At 62.2% G+C, this 24,002-nt stretch carries 23 protein-coding genes; 11 read left to right on the top strand and 12 right to left on the bottom strand.

Annotation, left to right across the window (positions count from 1 at the left end; genetic code table 11):
- Positions 1–324: 324 nt before the first annotated feature.
- The 3 genes from NKI97_RS28750 to NKI97_RS28760 are packed head-to-tail and all read right to left on the bottom strand — an operon-like array spanning position 325 to position 4,108.
- Positions 325–2,646, bottom strand: coding sequence for a xanthine dehydrogenase family protein molybdopterin-binding subunit (locus NKI97_RS28750; RefSeq protein WP_352837847.1), 2,322 nt, complete (start codon positions 2,644–2,646; stop codon positions 325–327).
- The gene (locus NKI97_RS28755) at positions 2,643–3,626 is read right to left on the bottom strand and encodes an FAD binding domain-containing protein (RefSeq protein ID WP_352837848.1); all 984 of its coding nucleotides are present in this window, start codon (positions 3,624–3,626) and stop codon (positions 2,643–2,645) included. The genes NKI97_RS28750 and NKI97_RS28755 overlap by 4 nt, the downstream gene beginning before the upstream one ends.
- On the bottom strand, positions 3,623–4,108 hold the full coding sequence (locus tag NKI97_RS28760; protein ID WP_352451438.1) for a (2Fe-2S)-binding protein: 486 nt from the start codon (positions 4,106–4,108) through the stop codon (positions 3,623–3,625). Before NKI97_RS28760 ends, NKI97_RS28755 begins: the two co-directional genes overlap by 4 nt.
- A gap of 714 nt (positions 4,109–4,822) precedes the next feature.
- On the opposite strand from NKI97_RS28760, the gene NKI97_RS28765 reads away from it, so the two are divergent.
- Entirely contained in the window at positions 4,823–5,455 is a 633-nt protein-coding gene (locus tag NKI97_RS28765) for a TetR/AcrR family transcriptional regulator (RefSeq protein WP_352489997.1), read from the top strand.
- A gap of 18 nt (positions 5,456–5,473) precedes the next feature.
- Here the strand turns inward: NKI97_RS28765 and NKI97_RS28770 are convergent, their stop codons facing one another.
- The gene (locus NKI97_RS28770; protein WP_352451439.1) at positions 5,474–5,914 is read right to left on the bottom strand and encodes a lipid-binding SYLF domain-containing protein; all 441 of its coding nucleotides are present in this window, start codon (positions 5,912–5,914) and stop codon (positions 5,474–5,476) included.
- Positions 5,915–6,206: 292 nt separating this feature from the next.
- Between NKI97_RS28770 and NKI97_RS28775 the strand changes: the two genes are divergently transcribed.
- Positions 6,207–7,148, top strand: coding sequence for a hypothetical protein (locus NKI97_RS28775; RefSeq protein ID WP_352451440.1), 942 nt, complete (start codon positions 6,207–6,209; stop codon positions 7,146–7,148).
- 119 nt (positions 7,149–7,267) lie between these two features.
- Here the strand turns inward: NKI97_RS28775 and NKI97_RS28780 are convergent, their stop codons facing one another.
- The 3 genes from NKI97_RS28780 to NKI97_RS28790 all read right to left on the bottom strand — a co-directional run bounded on the left by NKI97_RS28780 (position 7,268) and on the right by NKI97_RS28790 (position 11,016).
- The gene (locus tag NKI97_RS28780) at positions 7,268–7,705 is read right to left on the bottom strand and encodes a hypothetical protein (RefSeq protein WP_352451441.1); all 438 of its coding nucleotides are present in this window, start codon (positions 7,703–7,705) and stop codon (positions 7,268–7,270) included.
- A 182-nt stretch (positions 7,706–7,887) separates the two neighbouring features.
- Positions 7,888–9,450 (bottom strand): serine hydrolase, encoded by a 1,563-nt coding sequence (locus NKI97_RS28785; RefSeq protein WP_352743716.1) that lies wholly within the window; start codon positions 9,448–9,450, stop codon positions 7,888–7,890.
- Positions 9,451–9,582: 132 nt separating this feature from the next.
- Positions 9,583–11,016, bottom strand: coding sequence for a coiled-coil domain-containing protein (locus NKI97_RS28790; protein ID WP_352743714.1), 1,434 nt, complete (start codon positions 11,014–11,016; stop codon positions 9,583–9,585).
- A 452-nt stretch (positions 11,017–11,468) separates the two neighbouring features.
- On the opposite strand from NKI97_RS28790, the gene NKI97_RS28795 reads away from it, so the two are divergent.
- The 6 genes from NKI97_RS28795 to NKI97_RS28820 all read left to right on the top strand — a co-directional run bounded on the left by NKI97_RS28795 (position 11,469) and on the right by NKI97_RS28820 (position 17,226).
- Positions 11,469–12,209: an ATP-binding cassette domain-containing protein gene (locus NKI97_RS28795; protein WP_352451444.1), complete on the top strand. Its 741-nt coding sequence runs from the start codon at positions 11,469–11,471 to the stop codon at positions 12,207–12,209.
- A gap of 55 nt (positions 12,210–12,264) precedes the next feature.
- Positions 12,265–13,326, top strand: coding sequence for an ABC transporter permease (locus NKI97_RS28800; RefSeq protein WP_352451445.1), 1,062 nt, complete (start codon positions 12,265–12,267; stop codon positions 13,324–13,326).
- 53 nt (positions 13,327–13,379) lie between these two features.
- Positions 13,380–14,384 carry a sugar-binding protein gene (locus tag NKI97_RS28805; protein WP_023677316.1) on the top strand — a complete coding sequence of 335 codons (1,005 nt, stop codon included), beginning with the start codon at positions 13,380–13,382 and terminating at the stop codon, positions 14,382–14,384.
- 47 nt (positions 14,385–14,431) lie between these two features.
- Positions 14,432–15,181, top strand: coding sequence for a glucose 1-dehydrogenase (locus NKI97_RS28810; RefSeq protein ID WP_352451446.1), 750 nt, complete (start codon positions 14,432–14,434; stop codon positions 15,179–15,181).
- A gap of 183 nt (positions 15,182–15,364) precedes the next feature.
- Entirely contained in the window at positions 15,365–16,273 is a 909-nt protein-coding gene (locus NKI97_RS28815; RefSeq protein ID WP_352451447.1) for a DUF930 domain-containing protein, read from the top strand.
- A 152-nt stretch (positions 16,274–16,425) separates the two neighbouring features.
- Positions 16,426–17,226: a class I SAM-dependent methyltransferase gene (locus NKI97_RS28820; protein WP_352451448.1), complete on the top strand. Its 801-nt coding sequence runs from the start codon at positions 16,426–16,428 to the stop codon at positions 17,224–17,226.
- Between the two features lie 64 nt (positions 17,227–17,290).
- On the opposite strand, the gene NKI97_RS28825 is transcribed toward NKI97_RS28820, so the two are convergent.
- From NKI97_RS28825 to NKI97_RS28840, 4 genes are all read right to left on the bottom strand, one after another.
- The gene (locus NKI97_RS28825) at positions 17,291–17,866 is read right to left on the bottom strand and encodes a dihydrofolate reductase family protein (protein WP_352451449.1); all 576 of its coding nucleotides are present in this window, start codon (positions 17,864–17,866) and stop codon (positions 17,291–17,293) included.
- A gap of 101 nt (positions 17,867–17,967) precedes the next feature.
- The gene (locus NKI97_RS28830; RefSeq protein ID WP_352451450.1) at positions 17,968–18,501 is read right to left on the bottom strand and encodes an SRPBCC family protein; all 534 of its coding nucleotides are present in this window, start codon (positions 18,499–18,501) and stop codon (positions 17,968–17,970) included.
- Positions 18,498–18,887 carry an ArsR/SmtB family transcription factor gene (locus NKI97_RS28835; protein ID WP_352451502.1) on the bottom strand — a complete coding sequence of 130 codons (390 nt, stop codon included), beginning with the start codon at positions 18,885–18,887 and terminating at the stop codon, positions 18,498–18,500. The genes NKI97_RS28830 and NKI97_RS28835 overlap by 4 nt, the downstream gene beginning before the upstream one ends.
- A gap of 145 nt (positions 18,888–19,032) precedes the next feature.
- Positions 19,033–19,665 (bottom strand): ankyrin repeat domain-containing protein, encoded by a 633-nt coding sequence (locus NKI97_RS28840; RefSeq protein WP_352837851.1) that lies wholly within the window; start codon positions 19,663–19,665, stop codon positions 19,033–19,035.
- A 229-nt stretch (positions 19,666–19,894) separates the two neighbouring features.
- Here NKI97_RS28840 and NKI97_RS28845 point away from each other — a divergent pair, with 229 nt between their 5' ends.
- Positions 19,895–20,749 carry an aldo/keto reductase gene (locus tag NKI97_RS28845; protein WP_352451452.1) on the top strand — a complete coding sequence of 285 codons (855 nt, stop codon included), beginning with the start codon at positions 19,895–19,897 and terminating at the stop codon, positions 20,747–20,749.
- 105 nt (positions 20,750–20,854) lie between these two features.
- Here the strand turns inward: NKI97_RS28845 and NKI97_RS28850 are convergent, their stop codons facing one another.
- Complete coding sequence (locus NKI97_RS28850) at positions 20,855–21,160, bottom strand: hypothetical protein (protein ID WP_023677305.1); 306 nt, start codon at positions 21,158–21,160, stop codon at positions 20,855–20,857.
- 236 nt (positions 21,161–21,396) lie between these two features.
- Here NKI97_RS28850 and NKI97_RS28855 point away from each other — a divergent pair, with 236 nt between their 5' ends.
- Positions 21,397–22,689, top strand: coding sequence for an Nramp family divalent metal transporter (locus NKI97_RS28855; RefSeq protein ID WP_352685267.1), 1,293 nt, complete (start codon positions 21,397–21,399; stop codon positions 22,687–22,689).
- Between the two features lie 732 nt (positions 22,690–23,421).
- The gene (msuE, locus tag NKI97_RS28860; RefSeq protein WP_352685266.1) at positions 23,422–23,979 is read left to right on the top strand and encodes an FMN reductase; all 558 of its coding nucleotides are present in this window, start codon (positions 23,422–23,424) and stop codon (positions 23,977–23,979) included.
- The last annotated feature ends 23 nt before the right edge of the window (positions 23,980–24,002 follow it).

Below are 24,002 nucleotides of genomic sequence, written 5' to 3' on the forward strand. Positions count from 1 at the left end.
ACCTCAATGTCCTGGCGCGATAGCATGCAAAACTGTTCGCGATGTCCTCGCACATCTGTTCGCGATGTCCCCAGTCCAAACACCCACAAGGGGGAGGGAGACTTTCGTTGGCGCTGACCTCGGCAAATTGCCTGCCTTTCGGCGCCAAAAGGGGAAGTAAGGGCGGGCGGCAGCGTTCCCTCCCCCTTGTGGGGAGGGTTAGGGTGGGGGTCCATCTTCGTAAGAATCCAAATGCGATTGCCCTGCCTCTGGCGGGGAGATCGGTCGTCACCTCGGCTTTCGCCAATCGCCAATCGCCAACGCGCCGACAGTCCCAACCTCCGCCTAAATCAGCTTCTCCAGCGTGATCGGCAGGTCCCGCACCCTTTTCCCGGTGGCGTGGAATACCGCGTTGGCGATCGCCGGCGCCACGCCGACAATGCCCAGCTCGCCGACCCCCTTGCCGCCAAGCGCCGAGGAATGCGGATCGGGAATACCGACCGAGATCACCTCGATGTCGGGAATGTCGGCATTGGTGGCGATGAGATAGTCGGCGAAATTGTCGTTGACGATGCGCCCATGCCGGCGGTCGACGATGCCCTCCTCGAGCAGCGCCTGGCCGATGCCCATGATGATGCCGCCCTTCCATTGGCTTTCGGCGAGCTTGGGATTGTAGAGCCGGCCCGAATCCAGCGCCGACACCACGCGGGAGACGCGAACCGTGCCAAAGTCCTCGTCGACACGGACTTCGATGAAATGCGCGCACCAGCTGTGGCGGGAATAGTCGCCCTCGGTGTGCGGCAGCGCCATGGCTATGGTGGTGTAGTTCTTGTAGCGGTCCTCGACCGTCGAATTGGCCGGCATGGTGTCGCCCTTCGCCTCGATATGCTCGCGCCCGACGCTTCTGAGCAGTTCGGCGATGGAAACTTCAGGGCCGTTGCCGCGCGGCGAGGCGATGCGGCCATTGGCGACGACGAGCGTGTTGGCCTGCAGCGCATGGAACGGCGAAGCCGGATCGCTGATGGCGAGCCCGATCAGTTGGTCGAGCGCGGCACTCGCCGCCTTGTGGACGGCGCCGGTCATCACCCCGGCCAGCCGCGAACCGCCGGTGACGCCGGCACGGGCATAGCGGGAATCGCCAAGTTTGACGACGACGTTTTCCGCCGGCACGCCCACCACCTCGGCGGCGGTCTGCGCCAGGATCGTGTAGGTGCCCTGCCCCATGTCGATCGATGAGCTTTCGACCTCGACCGAGCCGTCGGCGAGAATACGCACGACCGCCTCGCCATAGGCGCGCCGCACCGGATAGGTACCTGCCGCGACACCCCAGCCGATCAGCTGGTTGCCGTCGCGCATCGAACGCGGCCGGGGGTTCCGCTTCGACCAGCCAAAGGCTTCGGCGCCGGCCGCAAAGGCCTCACGCAGCTGCCGTGTCGACCACGGCTTCTTCGCATGCGGGTCCTGCTCGGCATAGTTCCTGAGCCGGATTTCCAGCGGATCGATACCGACCTCATAGGCGAGCTCGTCGATGGCGCTTTCGATGCCGAAGGCGCTCGGGTTCTCGCCCGGCGCGCGCAATGCCCCCGGCACCACCGTGTTGACCCGCACGACGTTCTGCCGCGACGAGAAATTCGGCGTCGCGTACATGACCGAGGTGACCGAGCCGAGCGGCTCGACCCACATGCCGTCGACCGAGGTCTCGTTGACGCCGCGATGCACGATCGACTGGATCTGGCCCTCCGCGTTGGCGCCGAGCGCCACGGTCTGGCGCGTCGCCGCCCGTCCGCCATAGGCGGTGAAGGTCTGCGGCCTGGTGACCGCCAGCTTCACCGGCCGTCCCAGCATTTTCGCCGCGACTGCCGCTACAGCGCCGTAGCCATAGGCAAACGCCTTGGAGCCGAAGCCGCCGCCAATATAGGGCGAGACCAGTCGTACATTCTCGAACGGCACGCCGAACCATTCGGCATAGCTCCGCGCCATGCCGTCGAGCCATTGGCTCGGCTCCCAGACCGTCAGCTGGTCGCCCTGCCACTTTGCGATCAGGCCATGCGGCTCCATCGGCGCCTGGTATTCGCGCGGCGTGTTGTAGGCGTTGCAGATCCTGACCGGAGCCGAGGCGAACGCTGTCTCCGCCTCGCCCCATTCCTTGGTCATCGCATCGACCGGGATGCCGTCGCCGGCCTTTGGATCGCTGAGGTCGACGATCGCCGGCGCCTCGTCATAGGCGATCTTGACCAGCGCCGCGGCGGCGACCGCCTGCTCGAAACTCTCGGCCACCACCGCCGCGACATGCTGGCCGCTGAAGGTGATGTCGCGCGCCAGCGGGCAATAGGCGACGTCCGGCGGCGGCGTGCCCAGCCAGTCCGTTGCGGTTCTCAGCGGCAGGATATTGTCGGGCGTCAGCACCAGCAGCACGCCGGGCGACGCCTTGGCCGCGGCCGTGTCGATCGAACGCACCCGGCCGGCGGCAATGGTGCTCTCGACCAGCACCGCATGGGTAAGCCCCTCGAGCTGCTGCTCGACGGCGTATTTGGCGGCACCGGTGATCTTGGCCGGGCCGTCGACGCGCGACAGCCGGCCGCCGACCTGGTCGGCGAGGACGGCACCGTCCGAAGCGTCGCCGCGTTTGGCATCGCCGGGTCTTGTTCTCAACTCGTGAACGGTCATGCCGTTTCTCCCATTTTGAGGATGGCGCGGGCGACGACGCGCGGCGCCAGTTCGATCTTGTAGTGGTTGGCGCCATGGTCGACGGTGCCCTCGACGGCGAGCAGGCTGGCTTGCCTGACGACCTCCGGCTCGAGCACTTTGCCTTTCAGCGCCTCTTCGACGGCAAGGGCGCGCCATGGCTTGGTGGCGACACCGCCAAGCGCGACGCGCAGATCGCGGATCGTCCTTCCGTCGGCCTCGAATTCGATGCCGACCGCGGCACTTGCCGCGGCGAATTCATAGGACTGGCGGTCGCGGACCTTGAGATAGGTCGAGCGGCGGGCGGCCGCCGAAGCGGGAATGCCGATCGCGGTGATCATCTCGCCGGGCTCGATCGCATGTTCCCTTTCGGGCGTGCTGCCCGGCAACAGGAAAAAATCATCGACGGCGATCTGACGGTCGCCGAGATGGACGATCGCGTCGAAGGCGACGAGTGCAACCGCCAGGTCGCCGGGATAGGTGGCGACGCAGGCCTCGCTGGTGCCGAGCACGGCATGGCCGCGGGTGACGCCGCCAATCGCCGAGCAGCCGCTGCCGGGCGAGCGCTTGTTGCAAGCGGGGAAATTTGCCGGATCGCGGAAATAGGGGCAGCGTGTACGCTGCATCAGATTGCCGCCGATCGTCGCCATGTTGCGCAGCTGCGCCGATGCCGCCTGCCACAATGCTTCCGAGACTGCGGGGAACCGGCTCTTGATATCGGCATGGTCGGCGACGCGGCTCATCCTGGCCAGCGCGCCGATCGTGGCGCCCCGGTCATCAACGGCAATCGTGTCCAGTCCTTTGAGATGGGTGATGTCGACCACGGTCTCGGGTTCGGCAACGCCGCATTTCGCGAGATCGACAAGCGTCGTGCCGCCGGCCAGAAGCATGGCGCCGGGAAGTGCTGCTGCCTCACGGGCTGCATCGACGGAGCCGGCGCGGAGATACGAAAAGTCCCTCATGACGCGGCCTCCATGGCCGCCTGGCGCACGGCGGCGACGATATGCGGATAGGCGCCGCAGCGGCAGAGATTGCCGGCCATGTATTCGCGGATCTCCTCATCCGAGCCGGCATGGCCTTCGCGAATGCAGGCGACCGCCGACATGATCTGGCCCGGCGTGCAATAGCCGCACTGGAAGGCATCCTGTTCGAGGAAGGCAGCCTGCACCGCATGCAGCGTGCCATCCTCCCCGGCAAGCCCTTCGATGGTGGTGATGTCCCTGCTTTCAGCCTGAGTGGCAAGCGTCAGGCAGGCCAGCACGCGCTGGCCGTCGATATGAACGGTGCAGGCGCCGCACTGGCCCTGGTCGCAGCCCTTCTTGGTGCCGGTCAGCCCGAGATGGTCGCGCAAGGCGTCGAGCAGGGTAACGCGCGGTTCGACCTCCAGCTCATGTCGATGTCCGTTGATTCGAAGTTGGATTGGAGTTCGGGTTTTGCTTGTCATGGGGCGTCTGGCTCCAGTTGCTTGACGCGGGAGGGGATGATCTGGTGCCCGGCCGGCGAGCGGCAAGGTCAGCTTATGGCTAGGTGAAGGCTATCTTCCCCTTGGGGAAAGTGCCCGGCAGGGCAGAGGGGGTCGGTTCGACTTGGCGCGAGCTCCGGGGCTGCGGCTTGGGAGGTCGAAAGACGTGACATACCCGATCCCGTGATTACATGAGAAAGGCGCTCCACAATCGGAGGCGCCTCCGTTTGTTACCTAAGGGCCTGCTCCGCCCTGTTCAAGCCCCGGATCGAAAATGATCAAAATTGGAGGAAATTGGCAGGGCAGCCGGCCGTCATGTCTGGAGACAAAAAAGCACCACCGGCCCAAGCCGGTGGTGCTCTCTGAACTGTCTGTAGGGGCAGGACAGTCCAATGATCCTGAGGGGATCGTGCTCAACATGGGCTCATTTTTGCCCCACGGCATCGGCCGAACAGATGACGAGTGCCGGCCGCGAGGAAATATCCTCCGTCGTCATCCACCGGACGTCATCCACGGGCCGTGCACCGGAGGCGGGCAAGATGCCTCGCCTGCCGGAACGCCGGCCCAGACTCGATCCTGTGATTATATTTACTTGCGATTATATTTGTCGGAGACGTAACGAAGGTGGAAGCGTCTGCGTTCTTGAAATGGGGCCTGCCTATCCGGGTATGCTTCGGATCAGCACTGGAGAAAAAATTGGCCGCGGAGCCGCCCGTCATTTCTGGAGACAAAACCGAAGCCGCCGTTGCAAAGCCGCTGCGCGCCGACGCGCAGCGCAACCGCGATGCTCTGGTCGAGGTCGCGGCAAAAGCCTTTGCCGCGCAAGGCGTCGATGCCTCGCTGGAGGAGATTGCGCGCCAGGCCGGCGTCGGCATCGGCACGCTCTACCGGCATTTCCCAACCCGCGAGCACCTGGTCGAGGTGGTTTATCGGCGCGAGGTGGAAGGACTGTGCCAGGCGGCCGAAGAACTCGCCCGCGATCATGCGCCCGACATGGCGCTCGAACAATGGATGCAGCGCTTCGTCGACTACATCGCCACCAAGCGCGGGCTGTCGACAAGCCTGCGCATCCTGCTCACGACCAACTCAACCCTGTTCTCCGACGTTTCCGGCAGGGTGACGCTCGCCTTGCGGCGGCTGATCGATGCCGCGGTCGCCGACGGCTCGATCCGCGGCGATGTCGATGCCTCCGACGTGCTGCATGCGCTGGGCGGCATCTATTCGGCCCCGGACACCAAGGACTGGCGCGACCGCTCGCGCCGATTGGTGTCGCTGCTGATGGATGGGCTGCGGTTTGGAGCGGCCAAATCCGGCCCATCCAAGGAATGACGAATGCAGTGACTGTCCTTACTTCAGCGAGATGCTCATACCGCTGAGATCGGCATTGACTTGCAGGCCTACCTGCCTGCCTGTGAGTTCGAGTTGGGCACCCTTGTCATTGGTCATGACGATCACCTGGGCTCCTTTGCCGAGCGCGCCGCCACCGCCCGCTGCACCGTACACCCCCGTCACATCCCGGGCGCGGCGTATGTGGCGCACGGTACCTTTGAAATAGGTCTTGGAGGCGCCGAAGGCGAGGCCGCCCGAGATGCCGCCGACCGAGATGGGATATCGGCGACCATGGAAGGTCAGTGTGCCCTCGCCTCCGGAGCCGCCGATGAAAAAGGCCGCCTTGTAGACGGCGAAGCGGATCGTACCGCTGTCGGCATGCGCGACGCTGGCAAAGCTAACTGCCGCCGCAGCAATGACGGCAACTGCGACTGAACGAAATCTGGACGAAATCTTCATGATGAGAACTCCTCAAGATCGCCGCATGCCCAGCCGGCCGGGCACGTCGGCGTCGTATCAAAGTCATAGCTGAACAGTCTCGCCCTTCATTGGTTCCAAGCACGCGGCCTGAATTCCGGCCGCGAGAAGACCGCCACGAAACGAGGGCGGATGGCGAGCATAGTCCTGGCTGTAAGAAACAGTGGCCGACCAGCGGGGATCTGTCGCCGGCGTTCCTAGGAAACGTATGTGTATTGAAGCGGAATGGTATTAGTCTGCGCCCGTCTGGGGTTTCGGGGAGCGCGGCAAAGGAATGGACTTCAACTCACGGCATGGCTACCTGCTGATCGGCGGTCTGATCCTGGTCGGTGCCGGGCTCCTGGTCGTTTCGCTGATCGTCAATCTTCGCGTGGCGCACAGTGTGCGTGACGACGTACGCCATCGTGAAAAGCTGCTGGAATATTATCGCAATATCTTTTCGCAGCTGGGCGTGATCCTGATCGGGATTGGCGTGTCCCTGTTCATCTTCTTTTTTCAGCAGAATTATCAGGACCAGCGCAAACGCGAAACGGAGCTCCAGCAGGTTCTCGCCAAACTGGCGGCGCGTGTTGCCCGCGGCAGCGCTGTCGTGGAGGCCCTCGGCGAATTCGATGCGCTGCTGGATGATGGCGGCGCCTATGTCAGTCCGGAACTCGGCGGAAACAATGCCGCCGTCAGCGCCCACGGAACGGCGCTCGCCAAGCAGGTTTCGCAGATCCTTCTGGTCGAGCGCGACGTCGATGTTCAGGGGTTCGATATCCTGAATCTGTCACGCGATTTCGAAGCATCGTTCGTCGTCAACGAGCTCAACCCAACGCTATGGTTCAACATCGTCCGGGACGAGAGCGATATCAAATATGCCACTACCCAGATCGCCCTGGATTACAAGGACCTGCAGGATGCGATCGGCGGCGGGCCGATCGAGGTTGCGATCGCCAATCCCGAAAAGGAGCGGAAGATCAAGCAGGAGGTGCTCGACGTCTTTTATGATGCCGACCTCCTGCGCCAGCGCAGCAGGCGGTTTCTCGGCCGCGCGTGCTGGCTTTTCAGCAACGGGCGCGGCTTCGTCAAGCTTGCACCGGCCAATGAAATCGAAGCCGATGCCAGATCGCACCAGGAATGGCTCGACCGGTCGAAACCCTTCCTGACGCAGTTGAAGTCGGGAAGCGGCGATTGCTTCAAATTGCTCCAGTTCGGCCCGGCGTCTTTGAGTTGAGCGCGGCGTCGTGAGTTGAGAACGCGCCGGCGGCACGGTTCAATTTGAGTCCGGCGGCCTGGGAGCAAAACTCGATCAACTGGCTGCCGCCAAATGGCCGAGATGGATGGAAAGCGGACCTACTCGGCATTCGCATTGCGACTGAACACCTCGGCAGGAACTCGCAACTCCTCGGATTGTACGGCGGCAGGATACCCTGGAGCGGAAAATTTGATGCAGACGTCGCGCTTGTCCCTCTTGAGGTCGTAGGCGCCGAACTCTGCAAGGAAGGTGTCGCTGTATCGGATGCCGGATTCAGGATGTCGTGCCACGAGATAGATGTCGTATTGTTGGCGCTGACGAGTTTCAAACGGCCCGAATGCGATGACTTTCGAGTCCTTTTGGCCGGAGGCAGGGCATAGCCGTGCGAGCAGATAGACGTGCTCTCTGCTCGACCTTTCCAAATATTGTGTGATGTCGATGGTAGATGACACCTGCACCTTGAAATACTCTCCGTATGGAAGCTGCTTGCCAAGACTGGTCGGGGGTCTTCCTTCCACCACGCCTTGGTATTTCAACGAGCCGAGTCCCGCGCAACCAGAGAGGGACAGAGCTATGACGGCATAGAGAGCACATACCCTCAACATCATGGAACTTTCACAACCTTCGCGCACGACAGTTCCGGCTGACGTTTGCCGGAATTACTGGATGTCCGCAATGGGGTCGAACTCGGTCGTTCGGATTGGTTGGGTGCTGACCCCTAGTCCCCCACGCGCTGCAGCGTACCGAGATGATTGTCGTTGAGAAAATCAACGGTCATGGCCGACGCCTTGCCGTCGGGGCCGAGGGCAAAGCTGACGGCCGAGGGCCTGTCCGGCATCTCGGCATCGGGGAAGGTCACGAAGAGGTCGCGGTCGAAATGCTTCAGCGAATAGGACCGCGCGCCGGCGGGCCCGACCTTGAGGACAAGAGTGTCTCCTTCGCCCGACACAATAGCTTCGCCGAAGAAGTCGTTGAAGTAACGGCCTTCATAGGCACTGGCCGGCTCGGCCGGACTTGCTGGAGAGGGTGACGCGGCATAGGTAGCCTTGGCCGCCGCAATCACCGGGCCGAACATGCTCGCATAGATATTATTCCATGCCTTTACCTTATCCTTCCCCAGCGTTCCGTCGAAAACGAGATCGGCGAAGCTGTCGGACAGCCCCTCCGGCACGCCTGTCGGAAAGGCGTTGGCGACGACGACGATGCCAAGCTTCTCCTCGGGGAAGAGCATCACCAGGCTGCGTGCGCCGGCGCTGAAGGCGCCCGCGTGACCCCAGATCAGCCCGTGCCGGCCGAATTCGATATTCCAGCCGAGGCCGTAGAAGGCCTCGCCTCCGGAGACGGGATTCTTGCCGCGAGCCGTCAAGGGAATATGTGTCTGGTCCAGCGCATCGGCGGCAATGAGTCTCTTGCCGGCATAGACCCCGTTGCCGAGCACAAGGCGCATCCATTGCGAGAGGTCGCGTGCGGTGGAACTGACGCCGCCTGCTGGCGCCTGCGCATCCGGATAGCGCTGGACTTTCGCGGTCCAGGCGCCATCGATTTTGGCGTGAAGCTCGGCGCGGTTGGCGTGCTTGATGAAGTCCGAATGACGGGAGCTGGTCGAGGCCATTCCAAGCGGACGATAGAGCTTCTCTTCGGCGACCTTTTCCCATGATTTACCCGTCGGCTTCGCGGCCGCGACGGCACCCTCGGTCAGTCCGAAATTGCTGTAGGAATAACCCGCACGAAAGCTCGATGACGGCGACACGAACCGCAGCCGGCGCAGGATCTCCGCGCGGTCATAGCCGATGTCCTCGAGGTCGTCGCCGGCGGTGCCGGGAAGCCCGCCGCGGTGCGCAAACAGGTCGCGGACCGTGAGTTCGCTGGTCGGATAGGGCTGAGCGAGCCGGAAAGCCGGATCGAGGTCGGCGATCTTGGAATCCCACGAAGCGATCCCGTCGCTGACCAGCGCCGCCACGACGGTGGCGGAGACCGGCTTGGAGAGCGAGGCAATCTGGAAGACCGTGTCAGCATCGACGATCTCCGGTTTTCCGGCTTCGCGATGCCCGAACCCCTTGAGGAAGATCACCTCGTCGCCGTGCACGACGCCGATGGCCAGACCGGGCACGCTACCATCCGCGACGACGCCTTCGGCCAGCAATTCGAGCTTCGCAATGGCCGCGGCGATCCTGTCGGGTGGGATGGTATCGGCCGACGCCGCTTTCGGCGAAAGCGTAATGAGGGCGATGAAGGCCAACATCCTCCACCGGAGGTGATTCCGGTTTGTGAACAGCCGCATGCTCAGCCCCTCCGCTTCACCGGCGTGCACTATTGCAGGCCGACGCAGCGAAGGCCAGCCTCACGCTCGACCCGCGATCCTTTGACGGATATCCGCTTCACACCAGTCGAAATTCAGACAGCCGCGCCTGAGCTACGAAGCAGCGCGCAGGCGAAGGCGCCGCCTGCTGGCGCGGGCCTTCTCCGCCACCGCGGCGGTGATCTCGACCACGCCGTCTTCACGCGGTCTGGCGTTGGTGGCCTTGTGGAGCCGCTCATAGGGCAACAGTTCCTTGACCCGGGCTTGAAGCGACGCGACTTCGGCTCGCAGATCCTCGCATTCCTGCCGCTGGACGTCGAACTGTATCTGTTCGGATGCCTGCTGCAGGGAAAGCTGCGAAAAATTCGCGCTGACCGCGGAAAGGTTCATCTTGTCGTGTTCGCTCTCCTTCGTGAGAGCGGACAATTTTTGCTCGACAATTTGCTTTTCGGCCACCGCGTCGCTCGCTTGAGCCTTGAGCCTGGCGATCTCGGTGACGGCTTCGCTGTTGTGGTTGGAGGCGGCTTCCAGCCGCGATCGAAGGTCCTCGATTTCAGAACGCAAGCCGGTCATCTCCGCGACACTGCGTGCAAGCTCGGCTTCCCTGTCACCGTCCCTGAGGCGGGCCGCTTCCGTTATTTCCGACAGCTTCGTCTGCGCCATATCGAGCGATTTCTGCAGCCGCATTTCCTCTTTCTCGCTCTTGCCAAGCGCGGCCAGCAGTTCGGAAACCTGCGCGGCGTCATTGGCATGGACGGTCGAGAGTTCGTCCAGCCTGTGCCGCGCCTCGGCCTCCCGTTTCAGCGCCTTGTCGAGATCGATCGACAGACTGACATGCTTCTCCCGCAGCATCTCGTTCTCGCGCGAGCGTCTGTTGGCCTCGACCGCTCTGGCCGAGAGCGTTTTGACAAGCTCGCCGAACTCGGCCTCGCGTTTTGCGCTCGCATTGCCTGCCACGACGAGTTCCAGCCTTGCCGCAGCCAGCGCGCCGCGAAGTGCTTCCTTGTCCTCGACCAGGCTCGCCTCGTGCTGCTGCAGGGCCTCGATAGCGCTGTCGCGCTCGCGCTGCTTTCTGGTTGCATCGTGGAGCTGTTCGGACAGCACTCTTTGCTGCGCGGTCAGGCCGGTATTTGCCAGCTCCAATTCGTTGGCGCGAAGAATGTCGCCGTGGAGCAGTTTTAGAAATTCGCCCGTCAGATGATGCGAGGTCGCGATCTCCGACAGTTTCGCATTGATCTCCCCCAGATACTCCTGCGCGTCGTGAAAGAGCCCATCGACCGCACTTAAGGCAGCCAGCCGGGTTTGCGTATGGGGGGACAGCCGTCGTGCGGTCTCGAAGGCGTCCGCATTGGCCTCGAGCTGCGAGTTGTCATCCGTTGCCGGGAGATTCTCATCCGATACAGTTTCATCCGGCACAGTGACGTCGTTCAGCGGCGACTGATCGTCCACATTGAGACATTCGCTAAACGCATCCGCCAAATCGGTTTCGAGCTCCTTGAACGCTCTCTCCACAGTCTCGGCACGCTTGATCAAACCTTTGAAATTCATGACCGAATATCCCTCTCGTGCAGCGCCGTTAAGGAGCGGATTTTCAACACTTGACCCTCGCCTCCCCCGAATGCGGGCTCATCTCCTGACGTGCGCTCTGGCCGACGCACGCTAGGGACAGGCTTGGCCACTGTCCTCGTGTGTTTGAATGACGCAAAGCCGTGTTCTGCCGCGCTCCATACCCGAGGCGTTGGCACCGCTCGAAAAATGCCCACTCATTTTCACCCGAAACGGATATGAAGCGGCGCAAGCATGAGGATCGCCTGGTGGCTGTTGTAAGGATCGGCCGAGCGCCTCGGTGCTCTGCAGCAGCTACAAGTCACACTTGGACGAGGCGCGTTACGGCAGGAAGGCCTGACCTAATAAATGATTGTGTTGAATACGTTTCGCTGATTAGCTGCTGTGCATTGACCAGGGACAAGACCGATAAATGTTGTCCCGGGAGGACCGCGATGCCGGTGCTTGAGGTTTGCCACGTCTCCAAGAATTTCGGGGCTATCCAGGCCCTGACTGACGTCAGCTTCCAGGTGGAGCGAGGCGAAGTCGTTGGTCTGATGGGGGACAACGGCGCCGGCAAGTCGACGATAGTCAAGACTGTGGCCGGGAATTTTCCTCCGAGCGACGGCGAAATTGTAGTCGAGGGCGAGGTGTGCCACTTCCACCAGCCCGTGCAGGCCCGCGCCAAGGGGATCGAAGTTGTTTATCAGGACCTGGCGCTCGCCGATAATCTGACGGCCGCGCAGAACGTCTTTCTGGGGCGCGAGATCAAGAAAGGCTTCTGGCCGATCAGGATTCTTGACAAGCAGGCGATGATCGATCGCTCGGCAGCGCTGTTCAAGGAACTCAAATCGGAAACCCGGCCGCGCGACCTCGTCAGGAAGATGTCGGGTGGGCAGCGCCAGGCGGTCGCCATCGCGCGGACCCGGCTTTCAAATGCCAAGCTGGTGCTGATGGACGAACCAACGGCCGCCATCTCCGTGCGCCAGGTGGCGGAAGTACTCGAACTGATCCGACGCCTCAAAGCACAAGGAGTCGGCGTCATGCTGATCAGTCACCGAATGCCTGACGTGTTCGCCGTGGCAGATCGCATTATCGTCCTCAGGCGGGGCTCGAAAGTTGCGGACAAGCCAGCCGACAAAACATCGCCCGAGGAAATCACTGGACTGATAACGGGGGCCATCCGTGGCGAATAGTGTTCAGGAGTCAGTTGGCGTTCAGGGCTCAGTCGAAGAACATGGCCGGCCGGTAATGTCGGATTTCGTCCCGACCAAGGAAAAAACAGTTCTCCAACGTGTGATTTCAAGTCAGCCCTTCTGGGTGATGATCGCGCTCATCGCGCTCGTCATGTTGATGACTGCGATGGAGCCGAGCTTCGGCACGTCTGAAAACGTCGCCAATGTGACGCGCAATTTCGCACCTTTCGGCATCATGGCACTTGGCATGACGATCGTCATCATCACCGGCGGTATCGATCTGTCGGTCGGCTCCGTCATGGGTCTCGTGGTCATCGTCGCCGGCCTGTTCCTCACCTGGCATTATCCCTGGTACGTCGCCTTCGCCATGGGCCTTTTCTCCGGTCTGGCCTGTGGCGCGGTCAACGGATTCTTTGTCGCCTATGTCGGGATGCCGTCCTTTGTGGTCACCCTCGGTATGCTGTCCGTCGCGCGCTCGCTGGCGGTCGTATTCTCGGCCAACCAGATGCTCTACCAGTTCGGGCCCGATGCTCCGATCGTGAAGGCAATCGGTCAGTGGAAATGGCCGCGGCATGGTCCGAACGACTGGGCACCGCATTGGATACCAGAACTGTCGTCACAATTCTGGACCATGGTGATCTTGGCCCTGATTCTCGGCTTCGTATTCAACTTCACAGCCTGGGCCCGGCATCTCTTCGCCATCGGCGGCAATGAGGAGGCGGCACGGCTCACCGGCGTTCCGGTCAACTGGATTAAATTCCAGGCCTATGTCTTCTCGGCTTTCACCGCCGCGCTCGCCTCGCTCCTGCTCCTCGGCTATAACGGCTCGGCCATCAATGCCATGGGCCAGGGCTACGAGCTGCGCGTTATCGCCGCGACAGTCATTGGCGGCGCCAGCCTCATGGGCGGCGCCGGCACGGCCTTCGGTGCGATCATCGGTTCGGCCTTCCTCGAGGTGATCAGGAATGCGCTGCTGATGGCCGGCATCGATTCAAATTGGCAAGGTGCCTTCGTCGGCGCCTTCATCGTTCTTGCGGTTCTTTTGGGCATGCAAACCGGCGGCAAATCGATTCTCGCCGCGTCGCTGGCAGTCTTGATGCCCAAAAAACGCCGCTAGAAACCCGTCGGCGGGAGGCTTGCGGGACATCACACCAAGGAGGAGAACGTCACATGAAAAAACATCTGCTCACGGCCGCCGTCGCGCTTGGCGCAATGGTGCTCGCCGTTTCCGGCGCCCAGGCGAAATACACCTTCGCCCTGGTGCCGAAGAACATGAACAATCCTTTCTTCGACCAGGCACGCGACGGCTGCAAGAAAGCCGAGGCCGAATCCAATGGCGCCGTGGAGTGCATGTATATCGGCCCCGGCGAGCATGGTGGTGGCGACGAGCAGGTGCAGATCGTGCAGGACCTCGTGGCCAAGAAGGTGGACGGCATCGCCGTGTCGCCATCGAACGCCGCGGCGATGGCGGTTGCGCTGCAGGCCGCCAAGGAAGCCGGCATCCCGGTCCTCACCTGGGATTCCGACCTCCTGCCCGAGAACAAAGATCTTCGCGTCGCCTATATCGGCACGCACAATTATGAGATCGGCGAGAACCTCGCCAAGCTTGTCATGCAGATCAAGCCCAAAGGCGGCACGATCTGCATCCAGTCCGGCGGCGCCGCGGCGGCCAACCACAACGAGCGCATGCAGGGCATTCGCGATACACTTTCGGGCACCAAATCGGCGGCCTCGCCCGGGGATCGGCTGACGGGCCAGAACGGCTGGACTGAAATCGAAGGCTGTCCGCTCTACACCAACGATGATTTCCCGCTTTCGGTGCAACAGTTCGAGGATATCATGGCGAAAAACCCGAACCTCGACGCATTCGTCCCGACCGGTGGCTTCCCGCAGTTCATTCCCGATGCCAACCGCGCCGCGGTCGCACCGTACAAGGACAAGATCGCCTCGAAAGCCCTGGCCCTTGTCGTTGCCGACACGCTTCCGGTACAGATCGACCAGATGAAGGAAGGTTTCTCCCTTGGCCAGGTCGGCCAGCGGCCGTTCGAGATGGGCTACAAGACGATGATGGCGCTGAAGGAAATGAAGGAGGGCAAGGCTCCGCCGGCCGACCCGACCTACACAGGCCTCGATGTCTGCACTCCGGAGACAGCCGACACTTGCGTCGCCAAATAGTGCTTTTGGGCGGGAGGAAACTCCCGCCCTTTTCATAGGGGATCTCAATGCCGGAATTGTTCTCGCTCAAGGGCCGTGTCGCATTGGTCACGGGTGCCTCGCGTGGTCTTGGTTTTGCCATGGCCAAGGCACTTGCGGAAAACGGCGCGACGGTGATCGTCAATGCGCGCGACATGGCCGCCCTTTCCGCGGCCGCCGAAAGGATCGGTGCAGAAGCCCTGCCGTTCGATGTCACCGACGCGGCGATCTCAAGGGCGTCGCTCGAAGGAATCGTCGAACGCCACGGCCGCCTCGATATTCTGGTCAACAACGCCGGCATCCAGCATCGGAAACCGCTGGTCGAATGGCAGGACGAGGATTTCAACCATGTGGTTGCCGTCAATCTGTCGGCTTGCTTCCGCATGATGCGCGACGCGGTGCGCCTGATGCTGCCAAACAAGTTCGGGCGCATAATAAACACCGGATCGGTCGCAGCGATCCTTGGCCGTCCCACCATTCACGCCTATGTGGCGGCAAAGGCGGGGCTGCACGGGCTGACACGCTCCACTGCCGCTGAGCTGGGCCGTCACGGCATCACCGTCAACGCGATCGCCCCCGGCTATTTCGCCACCGAGCTCAACACCGCACTTATGCGCGACGAGGCCTTCACCAAATGGGTCGAGGCACGAACCCCCGCGGGCCGCTGGGCCCAGCCTGAGGAGCTCGGCGGAGCCGTGGTGTTTCTCGCCTCCGACGCTGCCGCTTACGTCAACGGGCACGTGCTCGCGGTTGACGGCGGGCTATCGGTTTCCCTGTGATTTCAACCGGTGACACCGTGCCGGCAGGGCGTGCCTGCTAGCCGCCTGAAATGACGACTTGCTGCATCCGCTGCTGGCCCGGTCCCCTGCACGGACGCCGACGCCAGACGATTGGATGACGCGCCGTATTGCAGCCGCCGACTTTCGATTCGCAACGGGTTATTTCGACGTCCGGCGGCATCGATGCTTGATGCCGCCAATATTTCATTCCACACACCGGTCACGATGAGAGACGACATACGGGATCAGCGCCGGGTATTCGGGTGGGCCTTGCCTGCCTCCGCGGTCGTGCATTTGCTCGCCGCCGCGCTTCTTTTGTCCGCACTGCCGCTGTCGCCCCCGCAGCCGCAGAAGGAGCAGGCCATCGCAGTGGATATCGTGCCGCCGCCTAAACCGCCGGAAAAAACCAAACCTCCTTCCCCCGCTGAACCGCCCAAGCCGGAAAAGCAGCCGGAAGCCAAGGTCGAGACGCCGACGAGCCGTGAGGTCACCGCGCAGAGACCTGTCTTCCAATTCGGTGAGAAGGACGCCGGTCCTCGCAAGTCTCTGGACGGCAACAGTGCGGAGGATGGTTCGGAACAATCGCTAGCGCCGCAAGTTCCCAGTAACCAGGATCTTGCACAGCCACCTGCCGTGACAGCGGTCGAGGGGAAAGACCAGGCTCCGTCGCCTGGCGCATCCGCGCCGCCTAAGCCCAAGCCAGCGAACGTCAAGGAGCAAAAACCCTTGAAGCTTCAGCAAGCCAAGACGTTGTTCTCGGAAGCAGCAACCGGTGATCCGATAGCGACAAGCGCAATGGGCAATATACCCCGCCCCGTGCGGATCGGTCAGCTCTGCCTCACGGAATTGCGCGAACAGTTGCGCCGCGCCTCGCCCCCCTATTTTCCCGACCTCTTGCGTTCATTCAGGCTGAAGGAAGGCACTATCATGCAAGTTCCCAGGACCGCCTTCCGTGCCAACGGGCAGTGGTACGATTTGAGCTATCGTTGCGAGGTCGATCCGGACGCGACGAAAGTCATTTCCTTCGCCTTCCGTGTCGGAGATCCGGTGCCGCGCAGCGAATGGAAGCGCCGCGGGCTACCCGCCGAATAGGTGGTCGAGGCCACGGAGGCTGGCTGGCCGGCGCCATCAAATCCGGCCGGCGATGTCTTCGCGCGCTCCGGGCTGCCGAACCAACACGCGCGAAAAGTGGCTTTCGTCAGCGGCCGCCGAAGTCTAGCATACGGCTTTGGGAGGAGGCTTCGATGACTTCAAGTTTCAACGTTCATCATGCTGCCGGCTATGAGCAGCTCATGGGCCGCTGGAGCCAAAGACTCGCGCCGCTGTTCATCGACTTCGTGGGGCTTGCCGACGGCGAAAACATCCTCGACGTCGGTTGCGGTACCGGCAGCCTGACCTTCGCGCTCGTCAAGGCCGCTGACCTCGGCGAGGTCGCGGCGATCGACTTTTCGGCCGTTTTCGTCGAGGAGGCAATCCGGCGCAACACCGATCCGCGGATAAAAATCCGTCAGGCGGATGCCTGCGCCCTGCCCTTTGAGGATGGCGCGTTCGACCGTGCCCTGGCCCTGCTCGTGCTCCATTTCGTGCCCGAAGCCGGCAAGGCAGTCGCCGAGATGCGCCGCGTCGTGCGGCCGGGCGGCGTCGTCGCGGCGACGGTATGGGACCATCTCGGCGGCATGCCGGGGATGCGCATGATGATCGACACGGTGGCGGTGCTCAGTGAAGGCGGACGCCAGCTGCGTGCCCGCTATTGCACGCAGCCGATGATGCAGCCGGGTGAAATGAAACGGACCTTTGTCGAACAGGGTCTCCGCGACGTTACGGAAACCGAGTTGATGATCCGCATGAACTACCAAAATTTCGATGATTACTGGGCGCCGATTGCCGCCGGCGAAGGGCCGCTCGGCAAATATGTGGCCGCGCTCGACCCGGAAGAGCGGGCGCGCACCGACGCCGCCATGCGCGACGCTTACGAGGCCGGCCGGCCCGACGGCCCGAGGTCCTTTGCCAATGTCGCCTGGGCCTGCCGCGGCGTCGTTGCCTGACGTTGGCGCTAATGCATGCCGCGCAAAAAGCGCATCGCATGAGGCCGATCGAACGCGACGCGCTTTAGCCGATCCCGTAGACCAGCCCGACGCGGCCGTCCGAAAGCTGTTCGACCTTGCGCAGTTCGAGCCCACGACGATTTTTCGCCGTCCCAAACAGCGCCTTTCCGTCACCGGCGAGCAGCGGATAGACGATCAGCCTGAGTTCATCGACCAGCCCGGCATCGATAAGGCTCGCGGTAATTCGGGCGCCGCCCATAAGGTAGATGTCCTTGCCGGGCTGCTGTTTCAGCGCAGCGATATCCTCGAAATTCCGCACGAAGCGCGTCTTTGGCCAGGCCGCCGAAGTCATTGTGTTCGACAGCACATAATGCGGCGTCTGCGCGGCGAAGCTGGCCCATTCGAGCTCGGCCGGCTTCGGTAACTTGCCGGTCATCGGCAGCGGCTTGTCGGGCTCGTTCTGGATGGCGCTCCAGTAGCGCTCGTAGCCGGCATACATGACGCTGCCAAGCAGGCAAGCGTCGATTTGCGGCGTCAGGCCGTATTCGTCCGACCACGCGTCGACCCAATCGGCATAACCCTCGGGCCCCTCCATCTTGCCGTCGACGGAAATTTTCATTCCAGCGATCAATTTGCGCATGACTTCCTCCATCAGGCTTGCCGGATGCAAGCACGTTTCATCGTTTCAGCGTTGCTTCGTGTTGCTGGCGGCGACCTCAGGGATGGCCGCCGCGAGTTACATCAGGCCGGCAGGCGGCGGTCGTATTCTTCCCGCAGGCGGCTCCAGCCGTCCCAGAACGAGGTCGGCGTCTTGCCCGCCAGGCGGGCGGCCAGCAGGTCGAGGTGTATGTGCCAGCCGGCCGTGATGTTGAGCTGGATTGCACGTTCCGGCAGGCGGCGATGAACGACGGTGAGCAGCACATCGTTACCCTTCGCCTCCAGCAAGAAGGAGACGCCGCCGGTGTTTCCCCATGTGATGGAAAGCTTGCGCGGCGGATCGAGTTCGGTGATCCGGCCCTCCATCCGATGCTCTTCGGGAAAGCCCGCGGGGCGCTGGCCAGGCGGGTCCGTCAGCTCGTCGTTACGCCAGACCAATTCGAACGAGCTGCCGGCCTTCATTTCCATCTGGCCCGCGGCCATCCATTGCCGGCGCAAGTCACTCTCGGTGAGATAGGCCCAGACGCGCTCGATGGGGCCGGGCAAGAGGCGCTGGATGGTGAACGTGGCGGGCTCGCTCAGCTCGCCATAGGCGTCGATGGTTCTCATCTGGCTCATTGCTCGTCTCCTTCTTTCGGGTTGGGCGATTTCCTGGACTTATCCTGGGCTTTGCGTGCGTCCTCTTCGCGAAGAAGGCGTTCGAGAACATCGAGACGACCGGTCCAGAAGCGCTCGTAGAAGCTGAGCCACTGATGGGCGCTGGCCAGCGGTCCAGGGGCTAGTCGGCACAGATGCGTGCGGCCCCTCACCTCTCGACGAATAAGCCCTGCGTTCTCCAGCGCCTTGATGTGCTTGGAGGCCGCCGCGAGCGACATCGCGAAGGGTTCCGCCAGCTGGCTTACCGTTTTCTCGCCATCGGCGAGATCGCGAAGCATGTGCCGCCGGGTGGCGTCGCCAAGGGCGTGAAAAACCGCGTCCATCTGGGGTGTCTCTAATTCAACCATGTAGTTGAATATAGACGCATGCATTGAGATAGTCAACCGTTTGGTTGAATAATTTATGTGAAGCGCCGCGGGGCCGTTTGCGCCGTCGAACGTGTCGACGTGACGGGAGATACGGACGCGCCCCGCGACAGTAAGGGCGAGGCCCTTATTTGCCGTCGAAACTGTGGATCGCGGCTTCCAGCTTTTCGATAAGCTGAGGGTTGTGGCAGCTGCCAGCCCAGATCAGGGCGTTTAGCCTCATCTCTTTGTTGATAAAGCTCACTTTCCCAGAATCCAGCAGGTATTCCGCGATCTCGTAGTGCCGCCCCTTGATAGCCTCGATGAGCGCGTTGTTTCTCCCTGTCTTGTCGGTCAGATTTACTTCCGCGCCATTCTCCACGAGCAACTTGACGACTTCGAGATGCCCGTTCTTCGCCGCCTCGATAAGAGCCGTTCTGCCGTAGTAGTCAGCTCGCGCGTTGATCTCTATTTGGGGGTGTCTCACGAGGACTGCGATACACGCGTAATGTCCCTTGGCCGACGCAAGGCTCAAGGGCGTGCTCTTCCACTTGTTTCTGGCATTCACGTCGATTTCCGGGTCTTCGATCAGCGCCTCCACCACAGCTGTGCGGCCATTGAGGGCTGAAAGGTGAAGTGCAGACCAGCCGCCGTCGTCCGACTGATTGATGTCGGCGCCAGCCGCCAATTCCGATCGAACCGCCTCCGCATCGCCTTGTTCTGCCGCGACCAGCAGGGGCGACCAGTCTCTTGCCCCTTCGGCTTCCAAGCTGTTGGTCAACGCAGTCGCCTCCTCGGATAGTCCACAGAATACCACAGAATCCGCGATAGTGGGGTCGTCCTGTATAGAGTTCCCTGGAGTCCGTGGGTCACAGAGAGCTGTCGGCCCGAAGCGGAGGATCAGCGCTTCACGTCCGTCTCCTCACATTCTCCTGATATCGACTGGCTTTGGCGGCCATTCAGACTAGATAGAGCCTGCGCCGGGCGGAACGATGCAGAAGGACCTGAACATGCCTGAACAGATTACCCTGAATAGACCTGAACAAATCAGATTGAACGACGGCTCCGCCATTCCGCAAATCGGCCTCGGCGTGTGGCAGGTCGATCCAGCCATCACCGCCAAGGTGGTGCGCTGGGGAATCGAGGCCGGCTACAGGCTGATCGACACCGCCGAAGGCTATCAGAACGAGGAAGGTGTCGGGCAGGCGATCCGCTCGGCCGGCGTGCCGAGAAGCGAGTTGTTCATCACCTCGAAACTGCGCAACGGCGCGCATCAGCGCGACGCCGCCTTGCGCGCCTTCGACGAGACGATGAGCAAGCTCGGCATCGAACAGATCGACCTGTTCCTGATCCACTGGCCGGTGCCCAGCCAGGACAGATATGTCGAGGCCTGGAAGACGCTGATCGAACTCAGGCAATCAGGCCGGATCAAGTCGATCGGCGTTTCGAACTTCAACCAGGACCACCTCGAACGGATCATCGGCGAGACCGGCGTCACGCCGACCGTCAACCAGATCGAGCTCCACCCCCGCTTCCAGCAGCGTGACAAACGTGAATTCCACGACAGGCACAACATCCGCATCGAGAGCTGGAGCCCACTGGGCAGCGGCCGGCTGTTGAGCGATCCGACGCTTGAAAGCATCGCCAGGAAACACGGCAAGTCGGTGGCGCAGACGATCGTCAGGTGGCACCTTCAGGAAGGGCTGATCGTCATTCCAAAGTCGATCCACCAGGACCGCATCGCCGCCAATTTCGATGTCTTCGATTTCGAGTTGGAAGCGAAGGACCTCGAGCTTATCCGGGGCATGGATTCGCCCGACGGCCGCACCGGCCCGAACCCCGCTACAGCCGCATTCCTGTTCTGAGGGCCGACAGTGAAGCTGCCAATCTCCCCCCTTGTGGGGGAGATGTCCGGCAGGACAGAGGGGGGCGCTGTCCCGGCAGCGATCAAAACGACCCTTCCCGCTAGCTCATATCCCCGAGCCATCCACCAGCGGCACATCTTCGCCCTCCCAGGGGCTCGGCATCGATCCCTTGCTGAGATTGGCCGACGGCAGCGGCATCCAGCACTTCAGTTCGGGTTCGGCATATTCGACGATGCGTCCTGGAGACGAGTCGGAGGCGCGCCAGCCTTCGCTGCCGAACTGATCGGCGCGGGCCCAGTAAGCCATGTCGACCTCGGCCGGACCCTGTTCGGACGGCCGAACCGTGACAAGGATTCTGCTGCCGTCCCTTGGCGCGCTCGACATGTGGCGCCACTGACCGGGCTCGTCCATTGCATTTCCTCCTGCGATCTTCGCCTCGAACGGATAGTCGCTTCGCGTTCGGAAGCGGTCAACCCGAACTTTTTTGCCTGAGACAAAACCCCTGTCCGGTCGTCGCGGAACAAGTCATGGCACGCCGGGTTTGGGCAAGTTGTTGAAGGAAGCAAAATGAGACCAGCGCCGCGACCGATCCTTACCATTATTGCATGGCAGGCCGCGTCTTTCGTTCGCAACCCGGTCCGGTCGCAATGAGGCAGGCCGGTTCCGATCATTCCATCCCACCGAAGGAGGGCAAGGGCGGCATAGGACGAGCGCTCGGCCTCGGCCTGATAACAGGGGCGGCCGACGACGATTGTTCCGCTATAGGCACCTATGCCAGTGCCGGCGCCCGTTTCGGACCCGACCTGCTCTGGACGGCTCCGGTGACGTTGCCGATGATGTACGCGGTCGTCTACCTGTCGTCGAAGCTCGGCCAGGTGTCGGGGCGCGGATTGTTCCACGTCATCAAGGACTTCTACCCGCGGTGGCTGCTCTGGTCGGTGCTGTTGGGTGTGCTCGTCGGCAACACCATCGAGGCAGCGGCGGATCTTGGTGGAATGGCGGCGGCGATCAACATATTCGTGCCGCTTCCCATTCCGCTGATCGTGCTGTTCGTCGCCGCCCTCATCTTCGCCCTCCAGGTTTTCGGCTCCTATACTTTGATCCGCAACATCTTTCGCTGGCTGGCGCTGGCGCTGCTCGCCTATGTCGGTGCCGCCATTCTGGCCAAGCCGGACGCCGCGGCGGTGCTGCGCGGGACGTTGCTCCCCAGGATCGAATTCAATCGCGAGTTCCTGTCGATCCTGGTCGCCATCATCGGCACGACGCTGTCCGCCTATCTCTATACGTGGCAGTCCAATGAGGAGGTGGAGGAGGAGATTGCCCAGGGGCGCACAACGCTCAGCCAAAGGAAGGGCGCTACCGACAGCGAACTCCGCCGCTCGCGCCGGGACATCCTCATCGGCATGATGTTTTCAAATCTCATCATGTATTTCATCATCCTGTCGACGGGGGCGACGCTCTACAAGGCGGGGCATCACGATATCGACACGGCCGCGCAAGCCGCGGAGGCGCTGCGGCCGCTCGCCGGCCAGGCCGCAAGCGTTCTGTTCGCCGCAGGTGTGATCGGCGTCGGTTTCCTAGCGGTTCCTGTCATGACCACCGGCGCTGCCTATGACGTGGCACAAGCCATCGGCTGGAAAAACAGCCTGCACGCCCGGGCTCGAGAGGCGCCCAAATTTTACCTCGCCATCGGATTTTTTACGGCGATCGCCGCTGGCCTGAACTTTCTCGGCTTCAATCCGATGAAGGCGCTGGTCTGGTCCGGCATCGTTCAGGGCTTCTCGACACCGCCCTTGCTGCTGCTCATCATGCTGATGACGAACAGCCGCAGGATCATGGGGGAGCAGGTGAACAGCCGCAGCACCAACATACTCGGTTGGGCAACGACCGCCGCCATCTTCTCGGCGACGATCGGCCTGGTGGCCACCTGGTTCATGTAAATCCGGCAGGACAAGGGACGCCGCCAGTTGGACTACCCGTTCCCGCTTGCGGATTGCCCCAGCTTTGCCGGCCTTGGAAACTCCACAACATCTCCCACCGGCCGCTTGTATTGCGCTGCGACAATTGCATCGATCAGGAGATCCAGAGCCGCACGAGCCGTGCGGCTCGTCTCGTCCTCGCCGCTCAAATAGTGGCAGGCTCGTTCAAGGTGCAGGTGTGCGGCGGCAAAGTCGCTTGTCATAGGCATCTCCCTGTTGCCCGCCCGCCGGCAAGATGACCGCCTCGATTTAGCCAAAAGCAAATATCCACAGCCGGATTTGAATCAAATTGACCTGACTCACTGCATGCTGCGGAGCCACTCCAGCGCCGTGGCCTGTGCCTCGCTTGCATCCTCCCCGAGGACCGCTAGGCCGTCGAGGATTGTGGTATCGGGACATAGTTCCTCGACGTCGCGCCGGGAGCGTCCGAGGGCGACTTGCCTTATATATCCGGCCGGCTTCATGCGCTCTGTCCGACGCGCTGCGCCATCGCGGCTGAAGGCGCTGTGGCGGGTTTTCAGCGCGCTGCGGCGCATTGAATAAACCAATTGCAGGCGATGTGCCGCAAACTCCGTTCGTCCAATGCGCTACTTTTGAAATTTTCTCACTCTCTTAATTCTACAAACTCTCTAGATTTAACATAGATCGCTAGACCCAAGATCCTAAAATAGAGCGCTTGAGAGGGAGCCAGGAATGTCGAAAAAGCTCGTGGTGGGGCTGTCGGGCAATTTGACCCGGCCCTCGAAGACCAAGGCGTTCGTCAGCCACATTGTCGGGCAGGCCGCCGAAAGCATCGGCGCGGCCTCGGCCGTCTTCGACATCGAGGATCTCGGCGCGTCCCTGCCGCAGGCAAGGCGCCTCGGCGACCTCGACCCGGCGGCGCGCAACATCGTCGAACGGCTGCTGGGCGCCGACATCCTGGTGGCCGGCTCGCCGACTTTCAAAGGCAGCTATACCGGGCTTTTTAAGCACTTCTTCGACCTGCTCGATCCGTCATCGCTGAGGGGCAAGCCCGTCATCCTCGCCGCGACCGGCGGCGGCGAGCGCCATTCGCTGATCGTCGAGCACCAGTTGCGGCCGCTGTTCGGCTTCTTCGAGGCGCTGACCGTGCCGACCGCGATCTACGCCTCCGACAAGGATTTTGCCAATGGCGTGCTGATGTCGGAAGCCATCCACGCCCGCGCTCGGCAGGCGGTCGCCGAGGCATGCCGTGTAACCGGGGTGCCCTACGGCGTCGGCCTTGCCGCCTGAACGCACCACTGACCCGAGATCCC

Origin of the sequence: Mesorhizobium sp. M0296 (assembly GCF_040321675.1) — a bacterium.
Taxonomy (GTDB): Bacteria; Pseudomonadota; Alphaproteobacteria; order Rhizobiales; family Rhizobiaceae; genus Mesorhizobium.

Excerpts from the sequence above, each read along its gene's own strand:
- NKI97_RS28750 (WP_352837847.1), bottom strand. The coding sequence starts at position 2,646 with ATGACCGTTCACGAGTTGAGAACAAGACCCGGCGATGCCAAACGCGGC.
- NKI97_RS28755 (WP_352837848.1), bottom strand. The coding sequence starts at position 3,626 with ATGAGGGACTTTTCGTATCTCCGCGCCGGCTCCGTCGATGCAGCCCGT.
- NKI97_RS28760 (WP_352451438.1), bottom strand. The coding sequence starts at position 4,108 with ATGACAAGCAAAACCCGAACTCCAATCCAACTTCGAATCAACGGACAT.
- NKI97_RS28770 (WP_352451439.1), bottom strand. The coding sequence starts at position 5,914 with ATGAAGATTTCGTCCAGATTTCGTTCAGTCGCAGTTGCCGTCATTGCT.
- NKI97_RS28775 (WP_352451440.1), top strand. The coding sequence starts at position 6,207 with ATGGACTTCAACTCACGGCATGGCTACCTGCTGATCGGCGGTCTGATC.
- NKI97_RS28785 (WP_352743716.1), bottom strand. The coding sequence starts at position 9,450 with ATGCGGCTGTTCACAAACCGGAATCACCTCCGGTGGAGGATGTTGGCC.
- NKI97_RS28790 (WP_352743714.1), bottom strand. The coding sequence starts at position 11,016 with ATGAATTTCAAAGGTTTGATCAAGCGTGCCGAGACTGTGGAGAGAGCG.
- NKI97_RS28795 (WP_352451444.1), top strand. The coding sequence starts at position 11,469 with ATGCCGGTGCTTGAGGTTTGCCACGTCTCCAAGAATTTCGGGGCTATC.
- NKI97_RS28800 (WP_352451445.1), top strand. The coding sequence starts at position 12,265 with ATGTCGGATTTCGTCCCGACCAAGGAAAAAACAGTTCTCCAACGTGTG.
- NKI97_RS28805 (WP_023677316.1), top strand. The coding sequence starts at position 13,380 with ATGAAAAAACATCTGCTCACGGCCGCCGTCGCGCTTGGCGCAATGGTG.
- NKI97_RS28810 (WP_352451446.1), top strand. The coding sequence starts at position 14,432 with ATGCCGGAATTGTTCTCGCTCAAGGGCCGTGTCGCATTGGTCACGGGT.
- NKI97_RS28815 (WP_352451447.1), top strand. The coding sequence starts at position 15,365 with ATGCTTGATGCCGCCAATATTTCATTCCACACACCGGTCACGATGAGA.
- NKI97_RS28820 (WP_352451448.1), top strand. The coding sequence starts at position 16,426 with ATGACTTCAAGTTTCAACGTTCATCATGCTGCCGGCTATGAGCAGCTC.
- NKI97_RS28825 (WP_352451449.1), bottom strand. The coding sequence starts at position 17,866 with ATGCGCAAATTGATCGCTGGAATGAAAATTTCCGTCGACGGCAAGATG.
- NKI97_RS28830 (WP_352451450.1), bottom strand. The coding sequence starts at position 18,501 with ATGAGCCAGATGAGAACCATCGACGCCTATGGCGAGCTGAGCGAGCCC.
- NKI97_RS28835 (WP_352451502.1), bottom strand. The coding sequence starts at position 18,887 with ATGGTTGAATTAGAGACACCCCAGATGGACGCGGTTTTTCACGCCCTT.
- NKI97_RS28845 (WP_352451452.1), top strand. The coding sequence starts at position 19,895 with ATGCCTGAACAGATTACCCTGAATAGACCTGAACAAATCAGATTGAAC.
- NKI97_RS28850 (WP_023677305.1), bottom strand. The coding sequence starts at position 21,160 with ATGGACGAGCCCGGTCAGTGGCGCCACATGTCGAGCGCGCCAAGGGAC.
- NKI97_RS28855 (WP_352685267.1), top strand. The coding sequence starts at position 21,397 with ATGAGGCAGGCCGGTTCCGATCATTCCATCCCACCGAAGGAGGGCAAG.
- msuE (WP_352685266.1), top strand. The coding sequence starts at position 23,422 with ATGTCGAAAAAGCTCGTGGTGGGGCTGTCGGGCAATTTGACCCGGCCC.